Consider the following 17,157-nt stretch of genomic DNA (forward strand, 5'->3'; position numbering starts at 1 on the left):
GTCAGACGAGCGCGACGAGCTGCTTGCCGAAATTGCGCCCCTTCAGCAGCCCGAGCAGCGCGTCGGGCGCGCGCTCGATGCCGTGCGCGATCGTCTCCCGATAATGCAGCTTCTTCTGCGCGACGAGCGCCGCGAGCTGCGCGAGCGCCTCGGGCCACACGTCGAAGTGCTCGGACACGATGAAGCCCTGCACGAGCAGCCGCTCGCGCAGAATCAGCGCCGGGTTCGCGAGCGGCGCCGGCGCGCCGTCGTACACGGCGATCATCCCGCACATCGCGACTCGGCCGAACGGGTTCATCCGCGCGAGCGTCGCGTCGAGCACCGCACCGCCAACGTTCTCGAAATAGCCGTCGACGCCGTTCGGCGCGGCGGCCGCGAGATCGTCGGCGAGCCGACCGGCCTTGTAGTCGACGCACGCGTCGAAGCCGAGCGTGTCGACGACGTAGCGGCACTTGTCCGCGCCGCCCGCGATGCCGACCGCGCGGCAGCCCGCGAGCTTCGCGAGCTGCCCGACGACGCTGCCGACCGCGCCGCTCGCCGCGCTGATGACGACCGTCTCGCCCGCGCGCGGCCGGATGATCCGGTTCAGCCCGTACCACGCGGTCACGCCGGGCATGCCGACGGGCCCGAGATACGCGGACAGCGGCACGTGCGTCGTGTCGACCTTGCGCAGTTCCTTGCCCGTCGACGTGCCGTACTCCTGCCAGCCATACGCACCGACCACCTTGTCGCCGACCGCGAACGCCGGGTTGCGCGATTCGACGACCTCGCCCGCGGTGCCGCCGCCCATCACCTCGCCGAGCGGCTGCGGCTCGGCGTACGACCTCCCCGCATTCATCCGCCCGCGCATGTACGGATCGATCGACAGGAAATGATTGCGCACGCGCACCTCGCCGTCGGCGAGCGGCGCGAGCGGCGTCTCGACGAGCTTGAAGTTCTCGACGCTCGCCTCGCGTTCGGGGCGCGAAACGAGCAGCACCCGCCGGTTGACCTGTGACATCGCCTGCCTCCTTGTCCGCCTGTCCATCGCCGCGCGCGGCCGTGCCGACGGCAAACGGCCCCGCCGACAGGCGGGGCCGCCCGATTGCATCACGCGTCGCTCGGGCCGGGATGCGCGCCCGGATCGGTGCGGGTGCGCTGCCGCGCGATGTCGCGGCCGACCGCGAGCCGCTTCATGTACTTGAACGTGCCGAGCGCCTTCGCGACGAAGTTGCCCGCGCTGTCGCGGACCTCGCCTTCGCAGTACGCCATCGTCGTCGAGCGGTGCAGCACGCGGCCGTACGCTCGCAACTCGCCGCGCCCCGGCTGCATGAAGTTCACCTTCATCTCGACCGTGACGACGCCGACGCCGTCGTCGGTCAGGCTGCGCGCGGCCATCGCGAGCGCGACGTCGGCGAGCGTCATCGTGACGCCGCCGTGCGCGATGTTCCACGTGTTCATGTGCTGCTCGACGAGCGGCAGCACGATCTCGCTCGCGCCGTCCTTCGCGGATACGAGCCGCACGCCGAGCGCGTCGACGAACGGGCTTTCGATCGCCGGCTCGCGGCCGGCCGTGGCGGAGCCGGCGCTCATCGCACGTCGTCGACGAGGTAGTCGATGCACTCGCGGCTCTCGCGCACCGCGCCGACGAACTTCTTCACCTCCTCGTGCACCGGATGCACCTGGTATGCGTCGAGCGAGGCCTTGTCGGCGAAATCGGCGACGAGCACGACGTCGCAGGTCGCCTCGAGGCCGGGCGTCGCGAGCCCGACTTCGAGATGGAGCAGCCCCGGCACGATGCCGCGGCACGCTTCGAGCTTTTCCTTCAGCTTCTGCGCGTTCTGCGCGCGCGTCGCGCCTTCGGCCGATTCCTTGAGTTTCCAGCTTACGATGTGTCTGATCATGATGTCCGTGGTTCTTCGCAGTCGTTCGTCAATTCCGCCTCGCCGGAGCCGTCGGCGTTCGCGGTTCAGCGGTCCGGCCGTCCGGCGACATCCGCCGTTTGCCCGCGCCGCCCGAAATCGCCGCCGACATCGGCCGAGCCGAGACAGACAGCAAGCCTACCAAACTTATCGATTCCGATGGTTCTGGCGCGGAGCCCGGCGAAGCGGTAGCGCGCGGGCGGCCGCGAAACGCGCGACAGATCGGCGTGCGTCGCCCGGCATGACGCCGCCTTGTGCGGCCGACAGGACGCTGGCTAATCGCGCCGCGCGTCCTATACTGCTTTTTGCCTGACGATAGTCGCGTCGAACGCCGACGGCGCGCATCGCCGCGCGATCGGGCCCCCGGATGCCGATTCCCGCAGAACGTCGAATCCTGTCGAAGGAAGACGCCGCCGCCCGGCACTCGAATGATGCCCGGATACATCGGAGACGGGAGCGATGCGACGTCGGCGGTTGGTCTGCGCATGCTCCACCTGAATCCAAGGAGCGCAAAGTGTTCCCCAAGGAATCGACAGTCAGGACGCTCATCAGGCGCTGGGATCGCCACTACTCGACCGTTTTGGGCGTCACGTCCGCCACCGAACGGTCCGAACGGATTGCACACGATCTGTACCTGGTGCGAAACGCCGGATTTGGCGGCATTTCGCCGCCGCCGAATCTGCCCGGCAATCTCGTCGACAAGGACGACGAAATCATGGCCTGTGTCGAACACTATTTTCTGACGCGGGACTGGGTCTCGAACGGCAAGTATCCGGCATGGGAAGCACGCACGCTTTCCGGCATCTACCATCTCGGCAAGAGGATCGGTGTCGCGCCTCGGCACAATAAAGCGAAGCCCGTCACGCCCGCGTCGCCGTTGCAGCGCGCGCTTCAGTTGGAAGGCATCAAAGACGGGACGATCGACCGCAAGCTTGCCGGCATACAGTCGCCCCTCGTGAAAAAACCGCCGAAATACTAGAGTCCGCCGAGCCGCAATCCGCTTGATCGGCGTGCCGGGCCGGCGGGCGCCGCATCGCGCGATGCGGCGCCGGCGCGACAGCAGGGACCCGCCGCGCCCGATCGGCGCGACGCCGCCGTCAAACCACTTCGAACAACCCCGCCGCGCCTTGCCCGCCGCCGATGCACATCGTCACGACGACGTACTTCGCGCCGCGCCGCTTGCCCTCGATCAGCGCATGGCCGGTGAGCCGCGCGCCCGACACGCCATACGGATGGCCGACCGCGATCGCGCCGCCGTCCACGTTCAGCCGATCGTCGGGAATCCCGAGCGTATCGCGGCAATAGAGCACCTGCACCGCGAACGCCTCGTTCAGCTCCCACAGATCGATGTCGGCTACCTTGAGCCCCGCCTGCTTCAGGAGCTTCGGCACCGCATAGACGGGCCCGATGCCCATCTCGTCCGGCTCGCAGCCCGCCACCGCGAAGCCGCGGAAGATGCCGAGCGGCGCGAGGCCCTCGCGCTCCGCAAGCTTCGCGTTCATCACGACGCACGCGGCCGCGCCGTCCGAGAACTGGCTCGCGTTGCCCGCGGTGATCACGCCGCCCGGCAACGCCGCGCGGATCTTCGCGACGCCTTCGAGCGTCGTGTCGGGCCGAACGCCCTCGTCGGCGGCGAGCGTGACCTCCTTCGTGTAGAGGCGGCCCGTCGCCTTGTCGGCAACGCCCGCGCGCACGGTGATCGGCACGATCTCCGCGTCGAAGCGCCCCGCCGCCTGCGCGGCCGCCGCGCGAAGCTGCGAATTCACGCCGTATTCGTCCTGACGCTCCTTCGGGATGCCGTAGCGCTTCGCGACGTTCTCGGCCGTCTGCAGCATCGTCCAGTAGATCTCCGGCTTGTGCGCGTCGAGCCAGCCCTCGCGCAGCATGTGCCGGTTCATCTCGTTCTGCACGCACGAGATCGATTCGACGCCGCCCGCGACGAACACGTCGCCCTCGCCCGCGATCACGCGCTGCGCGGCGAGCGCGATCGTCTGCAATCCCGACGAGCAGAAGCGGTTGACGGTCATCCCCGGCACGCTGACGGGCAGCCCCGCGCGCAGCGCGATCTGCCGCGCGATGTTCGCGCCCGTCGCGCCTTCCGGGTTCGCGCAGCCGATCAGCACGTCCTCGACGCGCGCGGGATCGAGCTTCGCGCGCTCGACGGCGGCCGCGACCACGTGGCCGCCGAGCGTCGCGCCGTGCGTCATGTTGAACGCGCCGCGCCAGGATTTCGCAAGCCCGGTGCGGGCAGTCGATACGATTACGGCTTCGGTCATCCGAGTCTCCTGATTCTGAATCTGAATTCTGTGGATCGATAGGCGATGAAATGAATGACGGCGGCTACGAATTGACGCCGGGATGGACGTCGGCCGCCCGCACGCGCGCGACGCCCGCCGCCGCGAGCGACGCCCATGCGCGCGCGAGCGAGCCGTCGAGATCGATCGCGCGGCACGCGTCCTCGATCACGGCGGCGTCGAATCCCGCGGCGCGCGCGTCGAGCGCGGACCACGCGACGCAATAGTCGGTCGCGAGCCCGCAGCACCACACGCGCTTGACGCCGAGCTCGCGCAGATAGCCGGCAAGACCCGTCGGCGTGCTGCGGTCGGCTTCGACGAACGCCGAGTAGCTGTCGACCGACGCGTCGTGCCCCTTGCGGATCACGGCCCGCGCGTGCGGGATGTCGAGATCGGCGTGCAGCGCCGCGCCTTGCGTGCGTTGCACGCAGTGCGCGGGCCACAGCACCTGCTCGCCGTACGGCAGCGCGATCGTCGAGAACGGCGCGCGGCCCGGATGGTTCGCCGCGAACGACACGTGATCGCGCGGGTGCCAGTCCTGCGTCAGCACGACGCAATCGAAGCGTGCGGCGAGCCGGTTGATCGCCGGCACGACTTCGTCGCCGTGCGCAACCGCGAGCGCGCCGCCCGGCATGAAATCGTTCTGCACGTCGATCACGAGAAGGACATCGTCGGTGCGCTGCATCGTGGTGCTCCGTCAATGGGCGACGCCGCCGCCGCGCGTCACGCGTTGAAACCGCGCCCGCTTTTCGCGAGCTCGGCGATCGACGGCGCGATCTGCCACGCATCGCCGTTCGCGCGCGCCGCGTAGCCGCGCATCGCGCGCTCGACGTTGTAGAGGCCGACCGTGTCCGCGTACAGCATCGGCCCGCCGCGCCAGAGCGGGAAGCCGTAGCCCGTGAGATACACCATGTCGATGTCGGACGCCCTCGACGCGATCTTCTCCTCGAGGATCTTCGCGCCTTCGTTGACGAGCGCGTAGACGAGCCGCTCGACGATCTCGTCGTCGCCGATCTCGCGCCGCTCGAGCCCACGCTCGTTCGAATACGCGACGATCATCTCGTCGACGAGCTTCGACGGCTTCGCGTGGCGCTCGCCCGGCACGTAGTCGTACCAGCCCGCGCCCGTCTTCTGGCCGAAGCGGCCCTGCTCGCACAGGCGATCGGCGATCTTCGAGTAATGCAGATCCGGCTGCTCGACGTAGCGGCGCTTGCGGATCGCCCAGCCGATGTCGTTGCCGGCGAGATCGCTCATCCGGAACGGCCCCATCGCGAAGCCGAACTTCTCGATCGCGCGGTCGACCTGCGCGGGCAGCGCGCCCTCTTCGAGCATGAAGAGCGCCTGGCGGATGTACTGCTCGACCATCCGGTTGCCGATGAAGCCGTCGCACACGCCGGACACGACCGCCGTCTTGCGGATCTTCTTCGCGAGCTGCATCACGGTCGCGAGCACATCCTTCGCGGTCCGCTCGCCGCGCACCACCTCGAGCAGCTTCATCACGTTCGCCGGGCTGAAGAAGTGCATGCCGACGACGTCCTGCGGCCGCTTCGTGAACGCGGCGATCTTGTTCACGTCGAGCGTCGACGTGTTCGACGCGAGGATCGCGCCCGGCTTCGCTACTTCGTCGAGCCGCCTGAACACCTGCTCCTTCACGCCGAGCTCCTCGAACACCGCCTCGATCACGAGATCGGCGTCCTTCAGGTCGTCGTACGCGAGCGTCGGGCGGATGAGCGCCATCCGCGCGTCGAGCTTCTCCTGCGTGAGCTTGCCCTTCTTCACCTGCGCGTCGTAGTTCCTGCGGATCGTCGCCACGCCGCGGTCGAGCGCTTCCTGCTTCGTCTCGAGCAGCGTGACGGGCAGCCCCGCGTTCAGGAAGTTCATCGTGATCCCGCCGCCCATCGTGCCCGCGCCGATCACCGCGACCGCCTTGATCTCGCGCGCGGGCGTGTCGGCCGGCACGTCGGGAATCTTGCTCGCCGCACGCTCGCCGAAGAACGCGTGGCGCAGCGCGCGGCTCTCGGGCGTCTGCACGAGCGCGACGAAGCAGTCACGCTCGAACGCGAGCCCCTTGTCGAAGCCTTGCAGCACGCCCGCCTCGATCGCGTCGATGCACTTGTGCGGCGCCGGATAATGCTGCGCGACGGCCTTCGCGCTGTTGCGCGCGAACTGGATGAAGCCCGCCGCGTTCTCGTGGACGATCTCGCGGTCGCGCACGCGCGGATGCGGGCCGCTCGCAGCAGCAGCCTTGCGTGCGAACGCGACGGCCGCATCGAGCAGATCGCCTTCGACGAGCGCGTCGAACAGCCCGCTTTGGGCGAGCTGCTCGGACGGCACGGGCGCGCCGGAGACGATCATGTTCAGCGCGGTCTCGAGGCCGACCGCGCGCGGCAGGCGCTGCGTGCCGCCCGCGCCGGGCAGCAGGCCGAGCTTCACCTCCGGCAGCGCGATCTGCGCGCCGGGCGACGCGACGCGGTAGTGCGCGCCGAGCGCGAGCTCGAGGCCGCCGCCCATCGCGACGCCGTGGATCGCGACGACGACGGGCTTGCCGCTCGCCTCGACCGCGTCGATCACGGTGTGCAGCGTCGGTTCCTGCAGCGCCTTCGGCGTGTTGAATTCGGTGATGTCCGCGCCGCCCGAGAACGCGCGGCCCGCGCCCGTGAGCACGATCGCCGCGACGGACGGGTCGCGTTGCGCGCGCTCGAGCCCTTCCATGATGCCGAGCCGCGTCGACAGGCCGAGGCCGTTGACGGGCGGATTGTTGAGCGTGATGACGGCCACGCCGTCGCGAGTCGTGTAGTCCACTGCCATCTGCCTGCCTCCATGCGTATGCGCGGCCGGTGCGGCGGCGCCAGCTTGTGATGCGGTCATTGTCCGCCAACGGCGGGCAAGCCGTGCGGTCGATGCGCCGTTTTCCGAGAAACAGAGGCAGGATACAACAAAAAAGAACGGTCGTTCAATTTAGTGACGGCCCGCGCGGCGCGCGGTGCGTGGCGGTGCGCGCGGGACGTCCGGCGGGCGGTGCGCTGCGCGCCTACGCGTCGACCGCCGTCGGCAGCACGTGGTCCCGGAATTGCTCGCGCAGCTTGAGTTTTTGCAGCTTGCCCGTCGCGGTGTGCGGCAGCGCGTCGACGAACACGACGTCGTCCGGAATCCACCATTTCGCCACCTTGCCGTCATAGAACGCGAGCAATTCGTCGCGCGTCACGTCCATGCCGGCGCGCTTGACGATGACGAGGAGCGGCCGCTCGGTCCATTTCGGATGCCTGCACGCGATGCACGCGGCCTCGGCGACGGCCGGGTGCGCGACCGCGACGTTCTCGATGTCGATCGAGCTGATCCACTCGCCGCCCGACTTGATCACGTCCTTGCTGCGGTCGGTGATCTGCAGGAAGCCGTCGGCGTCGATCGTCGCGACGTCGCCCGTCGGGAACCAGCCGTCGACAAGCGGCGACGCGTCGCTCCCGAAATAGCGATCGATCACCCACGGGCCGCGTACCTGCAAATCGCCGAACGCGACGCCGTCCCACGGCAGTTCGCGGCCGTCGTCGCCGACGATCCGCATGTCGATCCCGTAGATCACCCGGCCCTGTTTCTCGAGGAGCCGCCGCTGCTCGCCGACGGGCCGCTGCGACTGCGCCCAGTTGAGCTTCGACAGCGTGCCGAGCGGCGACAGCTCGGTCATCCCCCATGCGTGGATCACGCGCACGTCGTAGACATCCTCGAACGTCTCGAGCATCGACGGCGGGCACGCGGAGCCGCCGATCACCGCCCGGCCGAGCGTCGAGAAGCGCACGCCGGCCTCGCGCATGTACGCGAGCAGGCCGAGCCAGACGGTCGGCACGCCCGCCGAGAACGTCACGCGCTCGTTTTCGATCAGCTCGTACAGCGATTTGCCGTCGAGGTCCTTGCCGGGCAGCACGAGCTTCGCGCCCGTGAGCGCCGCCGTGTACGGCAGCCCCCACGCGTTGACGTGGAACATCGGCACGACGGGCAGCGCCGCGTCGCGCGACGACAGCCCCATCGCGTCGGGCAGCGCCGCGCCGTATGCGTGCAGCACCATCGAGCGATGCGAATAGAGCGCGCCCTTCGGGTGGCCCGTCGTGCCGGACGTGTAGCAGAGCGACGACGCCTGCCGCTCGTCGAGGAGCGGCCACGCGTAATCGCCGTCTTGCGCGCCGACGAGCGTCTCGTAGCAGAGATAAGGCGTCGTGCCCTTCGGCAGATGCGCGTCGTCCGTCATCGCGATCCAGCCTTTCACGTTCGGGCATTGCGGCGCGATCTGGTCGACGAGCGGCGCGAAATTCAGGTCGAAGAGGACGTATCGATCGTCGGCGTGGTTGACGATGTACGCGATCTGCTCGGGAAAGAGGCGCGGGTTGATCGTATGGCAGACGGCGCCCATCCCGCTGATCCCGTAATACGCCTCGACGTGCCGGTAGCCGTTCCACGCGAGCGTTCCAACCCGGTCGCCAACGCCCACGCCCAGGCGGATCAGCGCCTGCGCGAGCCGTTTGGAACGCATTTCGCAATCGCGATAGGTATAGCGGTGGATGTCGCCCTCGACGCGCCGCGACACGATCTCGACGTCGCCCGCGTGCCGCGCCGCATGCGCGATCAGCGACGACACGAGGAGCGGCATATCCATCATCTGGCCCAGCAACGGCTTACCCATCGTCTTCCTTCTCCCTGAAGTGATTTGTCCGATACGGTCTGCTGCAAGCGGCTCGGCGGCGCGCGGACGGCTTCGAGCGCGCCGCGCGGCGCGGACTTACAATATCGGCTAACTTACCGATCAGCAATATGTCGTTTTCCACAAGCGAAGCCGCACCGGCCGCCCCTCTCCCCGATCTCGCCGCGACGCTCGCCGCGCCGCGCGGCGACGCGTTCGCGCAGCTCGGCGGCGCCTTCCTGACCCGGCTGCCCGCCGCGCCGCTGCCCGCGCCGTACGTCGTCGGCTTCTCCGACGAAGCGGCGCGCATGCTCGGCCTCGATCCCGCACTGCGCGACGCGCCCGGCTTCGCCGAGCTGTTCTGCGGCAACCCGACGCGCGACTGGCCGCCAGCGTCGCTGCCATACGCGTCGGTCTACTCGGGCCACCAGTTCGGCGTGTGGGCGGGCCAGCTCGGCGACGGCCGCGCGCTCACGATCGGCGAGCTCGCGCACGACGGCCGCCGCTACGAGCTGCAACTGAAGGGCGCGGGCCGCACGCCGTATTCGCGCATGGGCGACGGCCGCGCGGTGCTGCGCTCGTCGATTCGCGAGTTCCTGGGCTCGGAGGCGATGCACCACCTCGGCATCCCGACGACGCGCGCGCTCACCGTGATCGGCTCGGACCAGCCGGTGATCCGCGAGGAAATCGAAACGTCGGCGGTCGTCACGCGCGTCGCGGAAAGCTTCGTGCGCTTCGGCCATTTCGAGCACTTCTTCGCGAACGATCGGCCCGAGCAGTTGCGCGCGCTCGCCGACCACGTGATCGACCGTTTCTACCCGGCCTGCCGCGACGCCGACGATCCATATCTCGCGCTCCTCGCGGAAGTGACGCGGCGCACCGCGGAGCTCGTCGCGCAATGGCAGGCGGTGGGCTTCTGCCACGGCGTGATGAACACCGACAACATGTCGATCCTCGGCGTGACGATCGACTACGGCCCGTTCGGCTTCATCGACGCGTTCGACGCGAAGCACGTCTGCAACCACTCGGACACGCACGGCCGCTACGCCTACCGGATGCAGCCGCGCATCGCGCACTGGAACTGCTTCTGCCTCGCGCAGGCGCTCTTGCCGCTCTTCGGCCTCGATCGCGACGCGCCGAGCGAAGACGCGCGCGCCGAGCGCGCGGTCGAGGACGCGCACGCGGTGCTCGGCCGCTTCCCCGAGCAATTCGGCCCCGCGCTCGAGCGCGCGATGCGCGCAAAGCTCGGTCTCGCGCTCGAGCGCGAAGGCGACGCGGCGCTCGCGAACCAGTTGCTCGAGATCATGGACGCGAGCCACGCCGATTTCACGCTGACGTTCCGCCATCTCGCGCGCGTGTCGAAGCACGACGCGCGCGGCGATGCGCCCGCGCGCGATCTCTTCATCGATCGCGACGCATTCGACCGCTGGGCGAACCTCTACCGCGCGCGCCTGTCGGAAGAAGCGCGCGACGACGCGGCACGCGCGGCCGCGATGAACCGCTCGAACCCGAAATACGTGCTGCGCAACCATCTCGCGGAAACGGCGATCCGCCGCGCGAAGGAGAAAGACTTTTCCGAGATCGAGCGCCTTGCGGCCGTGCTGCGCCGCCCGTTCGACGAGCAGCCGGAGCACGACGCGTACGCCGCGCTGCCGCCCGACTGGGCGAGCACGCTCGAAGTGAGCTGCTCGTCGTGAAGCCGCATCCGCCGCGCGCGTTGCGCATGAATCCATCAGGAGAATCGAAGATGTCAGGAGATCGAGACGACCGGCGTTATCCGTATCAGGAGGACGACGCCGAGCTGCGCCGCCGGCTCACGCCGCTGCAATACGAGGTCACGCAGCGCGCGGCGACCGAGCGGCCGTTCACCGGCGAGTACACGGACACCGAGGACGCGGGCATCTATCACTGCGTCGTCTGCGGCACCGCGCTCTTCGAGTCGGGCGCGAAATACCATTCGGGCTGCGGCTGGCCCAGCTACTTCATGCCGATCGACGGCGAGGTGATCGACGAGAAGATGGACTACACGCACGGCATGACGCGCGTCGAGGTGCGCTGCAACCAGTGCGGCGCGCATCTCGGCCACGTGTTCGAGGACGGCCCGCGCGACAAAACCGGATTGCGGTACTGCATCAACTCGGCTGCGTTAAACTTCGAGGCTAAACCCGAGCGGAAGTGAGCCCGCGCCGGCCGTGGAGCCGGCCGGCCCGCGCGCCGCGACGGGGCGTCCCTACAACGGTGGCGGGTCACGCGCCCGCCACGCAGCCGCGAGCACCATGAAATTCCTGTTCGATCTGTTCCCGATCATTCTGTTCTTCGCCGCCTTCAAGCTATGGGGCATCTTCACGGCAACCGCCGTCGCGATCGCCGCGACGCTCGCGCAAGTGGCGTGGGTCGCGTTCCGGCATCGGAAGGTCGACACAATGCTGTGGGTGAGCCTCGGCGTGATCGTCGTGTTCGGCGGCGCGACGCTCGTGCTGCATGACGAGAAGTTCATCCAGTGGAAGCCGACCGTCCTCTACTGGCTGTTCGCGGTCGGCCTCGTGGCCGCGCGCTACGCGTTCGGCAAGAACCTGATCGAGAAGATGATGGGCAAGCAACTGACGCTGCCCGAGCCGGTCTGGGACAAGCTGAACCTCGCATGGGCCGCGTTCTTCGCGGCGCTCGGCGTGACGAATCTGTACGTGGTGCACAACTTCACAGAATCGCAGTGGGTCAACTTCAAGCTGTTCGGCACGACGGGCGCGATCGTCGTCTTCGTGATCCTGCAAAGCCTCTGGCTCGCGAAATACCTGAAGGACGAGTGACGATGAGCGACACCTTCCTGCACGCCACGCCGAGCGAGCGCATCGCGCTCATCGAGGCACGGCTTGCCGCCGCGCTCGCGCCCGCGTCGGTCCATGTGCGCGACGATAGCGCGCAGCACGCGGGCCACGCGGGCGCGGCCGCTGGCGGCCACTACACGGTCACGATCGTGTCCGCCGCGTTCGCCGGCAAGAGCCGCGTTGCGCGACATCGGCTGGTGTATGATGCGCTCGCCGACGCCCTGCAGCGCGGCGTTCACGCGCTTGCGATCGTTGCGTACACGCCAGAAGAATATCCCGAGTCTTCCCGTTCTCATTAAGTCCGTCTCATTAGGAACTTCCCGATGATCCTGAAATCTCCCCGCCTGTGGGCCGCGGCAGCCGCTCTCGCAGCCGCTCCCGCTTTCGCCCAGAACATCGCCGTCGTGAACGGCACGCCGATTCCGAAATCGCGCGCAGACGCGATGATCGCGCAGCTCGTCCAGCAAGGTCAGCAGGACACGCCGCAGCTCGAGCAGGCGGTGCGCCAGGAGCTCGTCAATCGCGAGATTCTGATGCAGGAAGCGATCAGGCGCGGGATTCCGAATCGCCCGGACGTGAAGGCGCAGATCGTCGTCGCGCAGCAGACCGCTGTGCTGCGCGCGCTGATCGAGGATTTCCTGAAGAAGAACCAGCCGAGCGACGCCGAGCTGAAGGCGCGCTACGACGAGCTCGTGAAGAACGCCGGGGGCCGCGAATATCACCTGCACCATATCCTCGTCGACAACGAGCAGCAGGCGAAGGACCTGATCGCGAAGATCAAGGGCGGCGCGAAGTTCGAGGATCTCGCGAAGCAATTCTCGAAGGACCCGGGCTCGGCGAAGAACGGCGGCGATCTCGACTGGTCCGATCCGAAGGCGTACGTGCCGGAGTTCGCGGCGGCCGCGCAGCAGTTGCAGAAAGGCCAGATGACGGACGCGCCGGTGAAGACGCAGTTCGGCTGGCACATCATCCGCGTCGACGACGTCCGCAGCATCACGCCGCCGCCGTTCGAGCAGGTCAAGCAGCAGATCGCGCAGCAGATGGTCCAGCAGAAACTGCAGACATTCGAGGAAGGCCTGCGCCAGCAGGCGAAGATCCAGTAACGCTCGCCGGCCTCGGCGCCGCGCATCGCGCGCGGCCATGCATCGCAAAAAAACCGCTCCCCCGAGCGGTTTTTTGTTTGCCGCAAAAAGCGAAGCGCCGGCGGCAATGCGCGCGGCGCGGGCCGCCGCTTAGCCGATCCAGCGGCGCGCGTTGCGGAACACGCGCAGCCACGGGCTCGCCTCGCCCCAGCCTTCCGGATGCCAGCTCATCGTCACCGTGCGATGGACGCGCTCCATGTGCGGCATCAGCACCGTGAAGCGGCCGTCCGCCGTCGTCACCGACGTGATGCCCGCGGGCGAGCCGTTCGGGTTGAACGGATAGCGCTCGGTCGCGCCGCCGCGATGATCGACGTAGCGCATCGCGACCGCGACGCGGCTCTGATCGCCCTGCTGCGAGAAGTCCGCGTAGCCTTCGCCATGCGCGACCGCGACCGGAATCCGCGAGCCTTCCATGCCGGCGAAGAAGATCGACGGCGAGCTCTGCACCTCGACGAACGACAAGCGCGCCTCGAACTGCTCGGACTTGTTGCGCGTGAACTTCGGCCATGCATCCGCGCCCGGAATCATCGACGCGAGGCTCGACATCATCTGGCAGCCGTTGCAGATGCCGAGCGCGAACGTGTCGGGGCGCGCGAAGAACGCGGCGAACATGTCGGCGAGCCTGTCGTTGAAGCGGATCGTCTTCGCCCAGCCCTCGCCCGCGCCCAGCACGTCGCCGTACGAGAAGCCGCCGCACGCTACCGCGCCCGCGAAATCGGCGAGCGTCGCGCGGCCGGCGAGCAGGTCGCTCATGTGGACGTCGTGCGCGTCGAAGCCCGCGCGGTCGAACGCATAGGCGGTTTCGAGATGCGAATTCACGCCCTGCTCGCGCAGGATCGCGACGCGCGGCCGCGCACCCGCCGCGGTCGCAATGAACGGCGCGGCGATATCCTCCGCCGGATCGAACGTCAGCACCGGCGCGAGGCCCGGATCGCCGGCGTCGAGAACCGCGTCGTACTCCGCGTCCGCGCACGCCGGATTGTCGCGCAGCCGCGCGATGCGCCAGCTCACCTCGCTCCACGCGCGCTGCAGTTCGACGCGCGGCGCTTCGTAAATCTTCTTCGCGTCGCGGTACACCTCGATCGCATCGGTCTCGTTGACCGCGCCGATCACGTGCGAGCACGCGGACAGGCCATGCTCGCGCAGCGCGCCGAGCACCGCGTCGCGGTCCGCCGCGCGCACCTGGACGACCGCGCCGAGCTCCTCGGAGAAAAGCGCGCGGATCGTGCGATCCTCGCGGCGGCCGCTCGTCTGCTTCGCCCAGTCCTTCGCGTCGCCGTAATCGGATTCGTGCTGCGCATCGAGCGTCAGCATGTCGACGTTCAGCGACACGCCCGCGTGCCCCGCGAACGCCATTTCGCAGACGGCCGCCCACAGACCGCCGTCCGAGCGGTCGTGGTACGCAAGCAGCTTATTCCGCGCGTTCAGCGACTGGATCGCCGCGAAGAAGCGCTTCAGGTCCTCCGGATCGTCGACGTCGGGCGTTTCGTCGCCCACCTGCTGCGTGACCTGCGCGAGAATGCTGCCGCCCAAGCGATGCTTGCCGCGGCCGAGATCGATCGCGATCAGCACGCTCGCGCCGACGTCGGCGACGCGGCGCAGTTGCGGCGTCAGATGGCGGCGCACGTCCTCGACGGGCGCGAACGCCGAGATGATCAGCGACACCGGTGCGACGACTTCCTTCGCGACACCGTTGTCGTCCCACTTCGTCTTCATCGACAGCGAATCCTTGCCGACCGGAATGCCGATGCCGAGCGCCGGGCACAGCTCCATGCCGATCGCCTTCACGGTGTCGAAGAGCTTCGCGTCCTCGCCTTCGGTGCCGCACGCAGCCATCCAGTTCGCGGACAGCTTCAGCTTGTCGAGCGACGCGATCGGCGCGGCCGCGATGTTCGTGATCGCCTCGCCGACCGCCATCCGGCCCGACGCCGGCGCGTCGATCACGGCGAGCGGCGTGCGCTCGGCCATCGTCATCGCCTCGCCCGCGAAGCCCGCGTAGTCGAGCGCGGTGATCGCGCAATCGGCGACGGGCACCTGCCACGGGCCGACCATCTGGTCGCGCACCGACGTGCCGCCGACCGTGCGGTCGCCGATCGTGATGAGGAACGACTTGCTCGCGACGCTCGGGTGCCTGAGCACGTCGCGCGCGACGTCGGCGAACGAGAGGCCCGTCACGTCGACGCCCGCGCGCTCGACGGCGACGCGCTTCACGTCGCGGTGCATGCGCGGCGGCTTGCCGAGCAGCACGTCCATCGGCATGTCGACCGGATGCCCGGCCGCGCCCGTCGCCTCGTCGTCGACGAGCTGAAGCCGGCGCTCGTCGGTGGCGACGCCGACGACCGAGAACGGACAGCGCTCGCGCGCGCAGATCGCCTCGAAGCGCGGCAGATCGGCGGGCGAAATCGCCAGCACGTAGCGCTCCTGCGCCTCGTTCGACCAGATCTCGCGCGGCGACAGGCCCGACTCCTCGAGCGCGACCTTGCGCAGCTCGAAGCGCGCGCCCTTGCCCGCGCCGTCGACGATCTCGGGGAACGCGTTGGACAGGCCGCCCGCGCCGACGTCGTGAATGCTGAGGATCGGGTTTTGATCGCCGAGCTGCCAGCAGCCGTTGATCACTTCCTGCGCGCGGCGCTCGATTTCCGGGTTGCCGCGCTGGACGGAATCGAAATCGAGCTCGGCCGTGTTCGCGCCCGTGGCCATCGAGCTCGCCGCGCCGCCGCCCATGCCGATCCGCATGCCGGGGCCGCCGATCTGGATCAGCAAGGAGCCTGCCGGCACGTCGTGCTTGTGCGTGTGCGCGTCCGAGATGTTGCCGATGCCGCCCGCGATCATGATCGGCTTGTGATAGCCGCGCACCTGGCCGCCGACGTTCTGCTCGTACACGCGGAAGTAGCCGCCCAGGTTCGGCCGGCCGAATTCGTTGTTGAACGCGGCGCCGCCGAGCGGGCCGTCGATCATGATCGACAGCGGCGACGCGATCCGGTCCGGGCGGCCGTACGGCGCGTGCGGCTCGTGCGCGTCGCGCGCGCCTGCCGGCCGCGCGGCGTCGCGCGCGTTTTCCCACGATTCGCGCGCGCCCGGCAGATCGAGGTTCGACACCGTGAAGCCCGTCAGGCCCGCCTTCGGCCGCGCGCCGCGGCCCGTCGCGCCTTCGTCGCGGATCTCGCCGCCCGCGCCCGTCGCGGCGCCCGGAAACGGCGAAATCGCGGTCGGGTGGTTGTGCGTCTCCACCTTCATCAGCGTGTGCGTGAGTTCGGTATGGCGGCCGTAGCGCTCGGCAGGCGCATTGGCGGGCGTATTGGCGAGCCCATTCGAGCCGTTCGCGCCGCGCGGGAACCAGCGCTCCGCCTGCGCGCCCATCATGATCGACGAGTTGTCCGAATAGGCGACGATCGTGCCTTGCGGGCTCATCTTCTCGGTGTTGCGGATCATCGCGAAAAGCGACATGTCCTGCGCTTCGCCGTCGATCGTCCACTGCGCGTTGAAGATCTTGTGACGGCAGTGCTCGCTGTTCGCCTGCGCGAACATCATCAGCTCGACGTCGGTCGGGTTGCGCTCGAGCTTCTTGAACGCGTCGACGAGGTAGTCGATCTCGTCGTCGGCGAGCGCGAGGCCGAGCTCGACGTTCGCGCGCTCGAGCGCGGCGCGGCCGCGGGCGAGCACGTCGACCGTCGCGAGCGGCTTCGCCGGCAGTTCGTCGAACAGGTGCCGCGCGTCGTCGCGCGACGCGACGACGCTTTCGGTCATCCGGTCGTGCAGCGCGGCCGCGACCGCCGCGCGCGCGTCGGCGGCGAGCGCCTTCTTCGCGCCGACGCCGAGGAGGCCCGCCTTCAGCGTCACCGTGAACTCGATGCCGCGCTCGATCCGGCGCACGCGCGCGAGGCCGCAGTGCTGCGCGATGTCGGTCGCCTTGCTCGCCCACGGCGAGACGGTGCCGAAGCGCGGCAGCACGACGAAGGTCTCGATCGCGCCCTTCTCCGCGGCGGGCTCGAACGGCGCGCCGTAGTGCATCAGCGCGCCGATGCGCGCGTCGTCGTCCGCGGTGAGCGGCTCATGTGCGTTGACGAAATGCAGATACTGGCCGCGAACCGCGACGATGTCGCCGTCGATTTGCTTGAGCGCGTCGAGCAGGCGGGTTTGACGGAAATCGGAAAGCGCCGAAGCACCGGGAAAACACGAGAAGTGAGCCATGGGCTGGACTGACGTCGATGAGTCGCGCAAGCTGGCGACGTGGGGCGTAAGGAAGGCCGTAATTATACCCGGAAGTCGCCCGCCGAACGGCCGCCCGCGCGCGCCGCATCGGCCGGCGCGCTTCATTTGGCGCTA

The 17,157-nt window shown here is 68.8% G+C and carries 14 protein-coding genes; 6 read left to right on the forward strand and 8 right to left on the reverse strand.

The annotated features are described in order from the left end of the window. Position 1 precedes the first annotated feature (1 nt). The 3 genes from WS92_RS21420 to WS92_RS21430 form a co-directional block, all read right to left on the reverse strand. The gene (locus tag WS92_RS21420; protein WP_059934635.1) at positions 2-1,000 is read right to left on the reverse strand and encodes an NADP-dependent oxidoreductase; all 999 of its coding nucleotides are present in this window, start codon (positions 998-1,000) and stop codon (positions 2-4) included. 89 nt (positions 1,001-1,089) lie between these two features. Next, positions 1,090-1,572, reverse strand: coding sequence for a PaaI family thioesterase (locus WS92_RS21425; RefSeq protein ID WP_006026173.1), 483 nt, complete (start codon positions 1,570-1,572; stop codon positions 1,090-1,092). Further along, positions 1,569-1,883, reverse strand: coding sequence for a Dabb family protein (locus tag WS92_RS21430; protein ID WP_015600687.1), 315 nt, complete (start codon positions 1,881-1,883; stop codon positions 1,569-1,571). The genes WS92_RS21425 and WS92_RS21430 overlap by 4 nt, the downstream gene beginning before the upstream one ends. Before the next feature lie 532 nt (positions 1,884-2,415). Here WS92_RS21430 and WS92_RS21435 point away from each other — a divergent pair. Beyond that, a complete protein-coding gene (locus WS92_RS21435; RefSeq protein WP_015602343.1) occupies positions 2,416-2,880 on the forward strand; it encodes a hypothetical protein in 465 nt (154 codons plus the stop codon). Positions 2,881-2,998: 118 nt separating this feature from the next. Here the strand turns inward: WS92_RS21435 and WS92_RS21440 are convergent, their stop codons facing one another. From WS92_RS21440 to WS92_RS21455, 4 genes are all read right to left on the reverse strand, one after another. After that, positions 2,999-4,177: an acetyl-CoA C-acyltransferase gene (locus tag WS92_RS21440; protein ID WP_059934634.1), complete on the reverse strand. Its 1,179-nt coding sequence runs from the start codon at positions 4,175-4,177 to the stop codon at positions 2,999-3,001. A 64-nt stretch (positions 4,178-4,241) separates the two neighbouring features. After that, a complete protein-coding gene (gene pncA / locus WS92_RS21445) occupies positions 4,242-4,880 on the reverse strand; it encodes a bifunctional nicotinamidase/pyrazinamidase (protein WP_059934633.1) in 639 nt (212 codons plus the stop codon). 38 nt (positions 4,881-4,918) lie between these two features. Next, positions 4,919-7,003, reverse strand: a complete 2,085-nt coding sequence (locus WS92_RS21450) for a 3-hydroxyacyl-CoA dehydrogenase NAD-binding domain-containing protein (protein WP_059934632.1) — start codon at positions 7,001-7,003, stop codon at positions 4,919-4,921. Between the two features lie 223 nt (positions 7,004-7,226). Further along, entirely contained in the window at positions 7,227-8,867 is a 1,641-nt protein-coding gene (locus WS92_RS21455) for a 3-(methylthio)propionyl-CoA ligase (protein ID WP_059934631.1), read from the reverse strand. Positions 8,868-8,995: 128 nt separating this feature from the next. Here WS92_RS21455 and WS92_RS21460 point away from each other — a divergent pair, with 128 nt between their 5' ends. The 5 genes from WS92_RS21460 (at position 8,996) to WS92_RS21480 (ending at position 12,792) form a co-directional block, all read left to right on the forward strand. Next, positions 8,996-10,561: a protein adenylyltransferase SelO gene (locus tag WS92_RS21460; protein WP_059934630.1), complete on the forward strand. Its 1,566-nt coding sequence runs from the start codon at positions 8,996-8,998 to the stop codon at positions 10,559-10,561. 50 nt (positions 10,562-10,611) lie between these two features. Next, positions 10,612-11,043: a peptide-methionine (R)-S-oxide reductase MsrB gene (gene msrB / locus WS92_RS21465; protein WP_059934629.1), complete on the forward strand. Its 432-nt coding sequence runs from the start codon at positions 10,612-10,614 to the stop codon at positions 11,041-11,043. 97 nt (positions 11,044-11,140) lie between these two features. Further along, positions 11,141-11,671 (forward strand): septation protein A, encoded by a 531-nt coding sequence (locus WS92_RS21470; RefSeq protein ID WP_015600398.1) that lies wholly within the window; start codon positions 11,141-11,143, stop codon positions 11,669-11,671. A gap of 2 nt (positions 11,672-11,673) precedes the next feature. Then, complete coding sequence (locus WS92_RS21475; protein ID WP_059934628.1) at positions 11,674-11,988, forward strand: BolA family protein; 315 nt, start codon at positions 11,674-11,676, stop codon at positions 11,986-11,988. Between the two features lie 24 nt (positions 11,989-12,012). Next, entirely contained in the window at positions 12,013-12,792 is a 780-nt protein-coding gene (locus WS92_RS21480; protein WP_015601097.1) for a peptidylprolyl isomerase, read from the forward strand. Positions 12,793-12,921: 129 nt separating this feature from the next. Here the strand turns inward: WS92_RS21480 and purL are convergent, their stop codons facing one another. After that, positions 12,922-17,022 (reverse strand): phosphoribosylformylglycinamidine synthase, encoded by a 4,101-nt coding sequence (gene purL, locus WS92_RS21485; RefSeq protein WP_059934627.1) that lies wholly within the window; start codon positions 17,020-17,022, stop codon positions 12,922-12,924. Positions 17,023-17,157 lie beyond the last annotated feature (135 nt).

Source organism: Burkholderia sp. MSMB1588, assembly GCF_001546925.1.
GTDB lineage: Bacteria > Pseudomonadota > Gammaproteobacteria > Burkholderiales > Burkholderiaceae > Burkholderia > Burkholderia humptydooensis.

What these genes read in the sequence shown, in the direction of transcription:
- WS92_RS21420 (WP_059934635.1), bottom strand. Translation starts at nt 1,000, where the DNA reads ATGTCACAGGTCAACCGGCGGGTGCTGCTCGTTTCGCGCCCCGAACGC.
- WS92_RS21425 (WP_006026173.1), bottom strand. Translation starts at nt 1,572, where the DNA reads ATGAGCGCCGGCTCCGCCACGGCCGGCCGCGAGCCGGCGATCGAAAGC.
- WS92_RS21430 (WP_015600687.1), bottom strand. Translation starts at nt 1,883, where the DNA reads ATGATCAGACACATCGTAAGCTGGAAACTCAAGGAATCGGCCGAAGGC.
- WS92_RS21440 (WP_059934634.1), bottom strand. Translation starts at nt 4,177, where the DNA reads ATGACCGAAGCCGTAATCGTATCGACTGCCCGCACCGGGCTTGCGAAA.
- pncA (WP_059934633.1), bottom strand. Translation starts at nt 4,880, where the DNA reads ATGCAGCGCACCGACGATGTCCTTCTCGTGATCGACGTGCAGAACGAT.
- WS92_RS21450 (WP_059934632.1), bottom strand. Translation starts at nt 7,003, where the DNA reads ATGGCAGTGGACTACACGACTCGCGACGGCGTGGCCGTCATCACGCTC.
- WS92_RS21455 (WP_059934631.1), bottom strand. Translation starts at nt 8,867, where the DNA reads ATGGGTAAGCCGTTGCTGGGCCAGATGATGGATATGCCGCTCCTCGTG.
- WS92_RS21460 (WP_059934630.1), top strand. Translation starts at nt 8,996, where the DNA reads ATGTCGTTTTCCACAAGCGAAGCCGCACCGGCCGCCCCTCTCCCCGAT.
- msrB (WP_059934629.1), top strand. Translation starts at nt 10,612, where the DNA reads ATGTCAGGAGATCGAGACGACCGGCGTTATCCGTATCAGGAGGACGAC.
- WS92_RS21470 (WP_015600398.1), top strand. Translation starts at nt 11,141, where the DNA reads ATGAAATTCCTGTTCGATCTGTTCCCGATCATTCTGTTCTTCGCCGCC.
- WS92_RS21475 (WP_059934628.1), top strand. Translation starts at nt 11,674, where the DNA reads ATGAGCGACACCTTCCTGCACGCCACGCCGAGCGAGCGCATCGCGCTC.
- WS92_RS21480 (WP_015601097.1), top strand. Translation starts at nt 12,013, where the DNA reads ATGATCCTGAAATCTCCCCGCCTGTGGGCCGCGGCAGCCGCTCTCGCA.
- purL (WP_059934627.1), bottom strand. Translation starts at nt 17,022, where the DNA reads ATGGCTCACTTCTCGTGTTTTCCCGGTGCTTCGGCGCTTTCCGATTTC.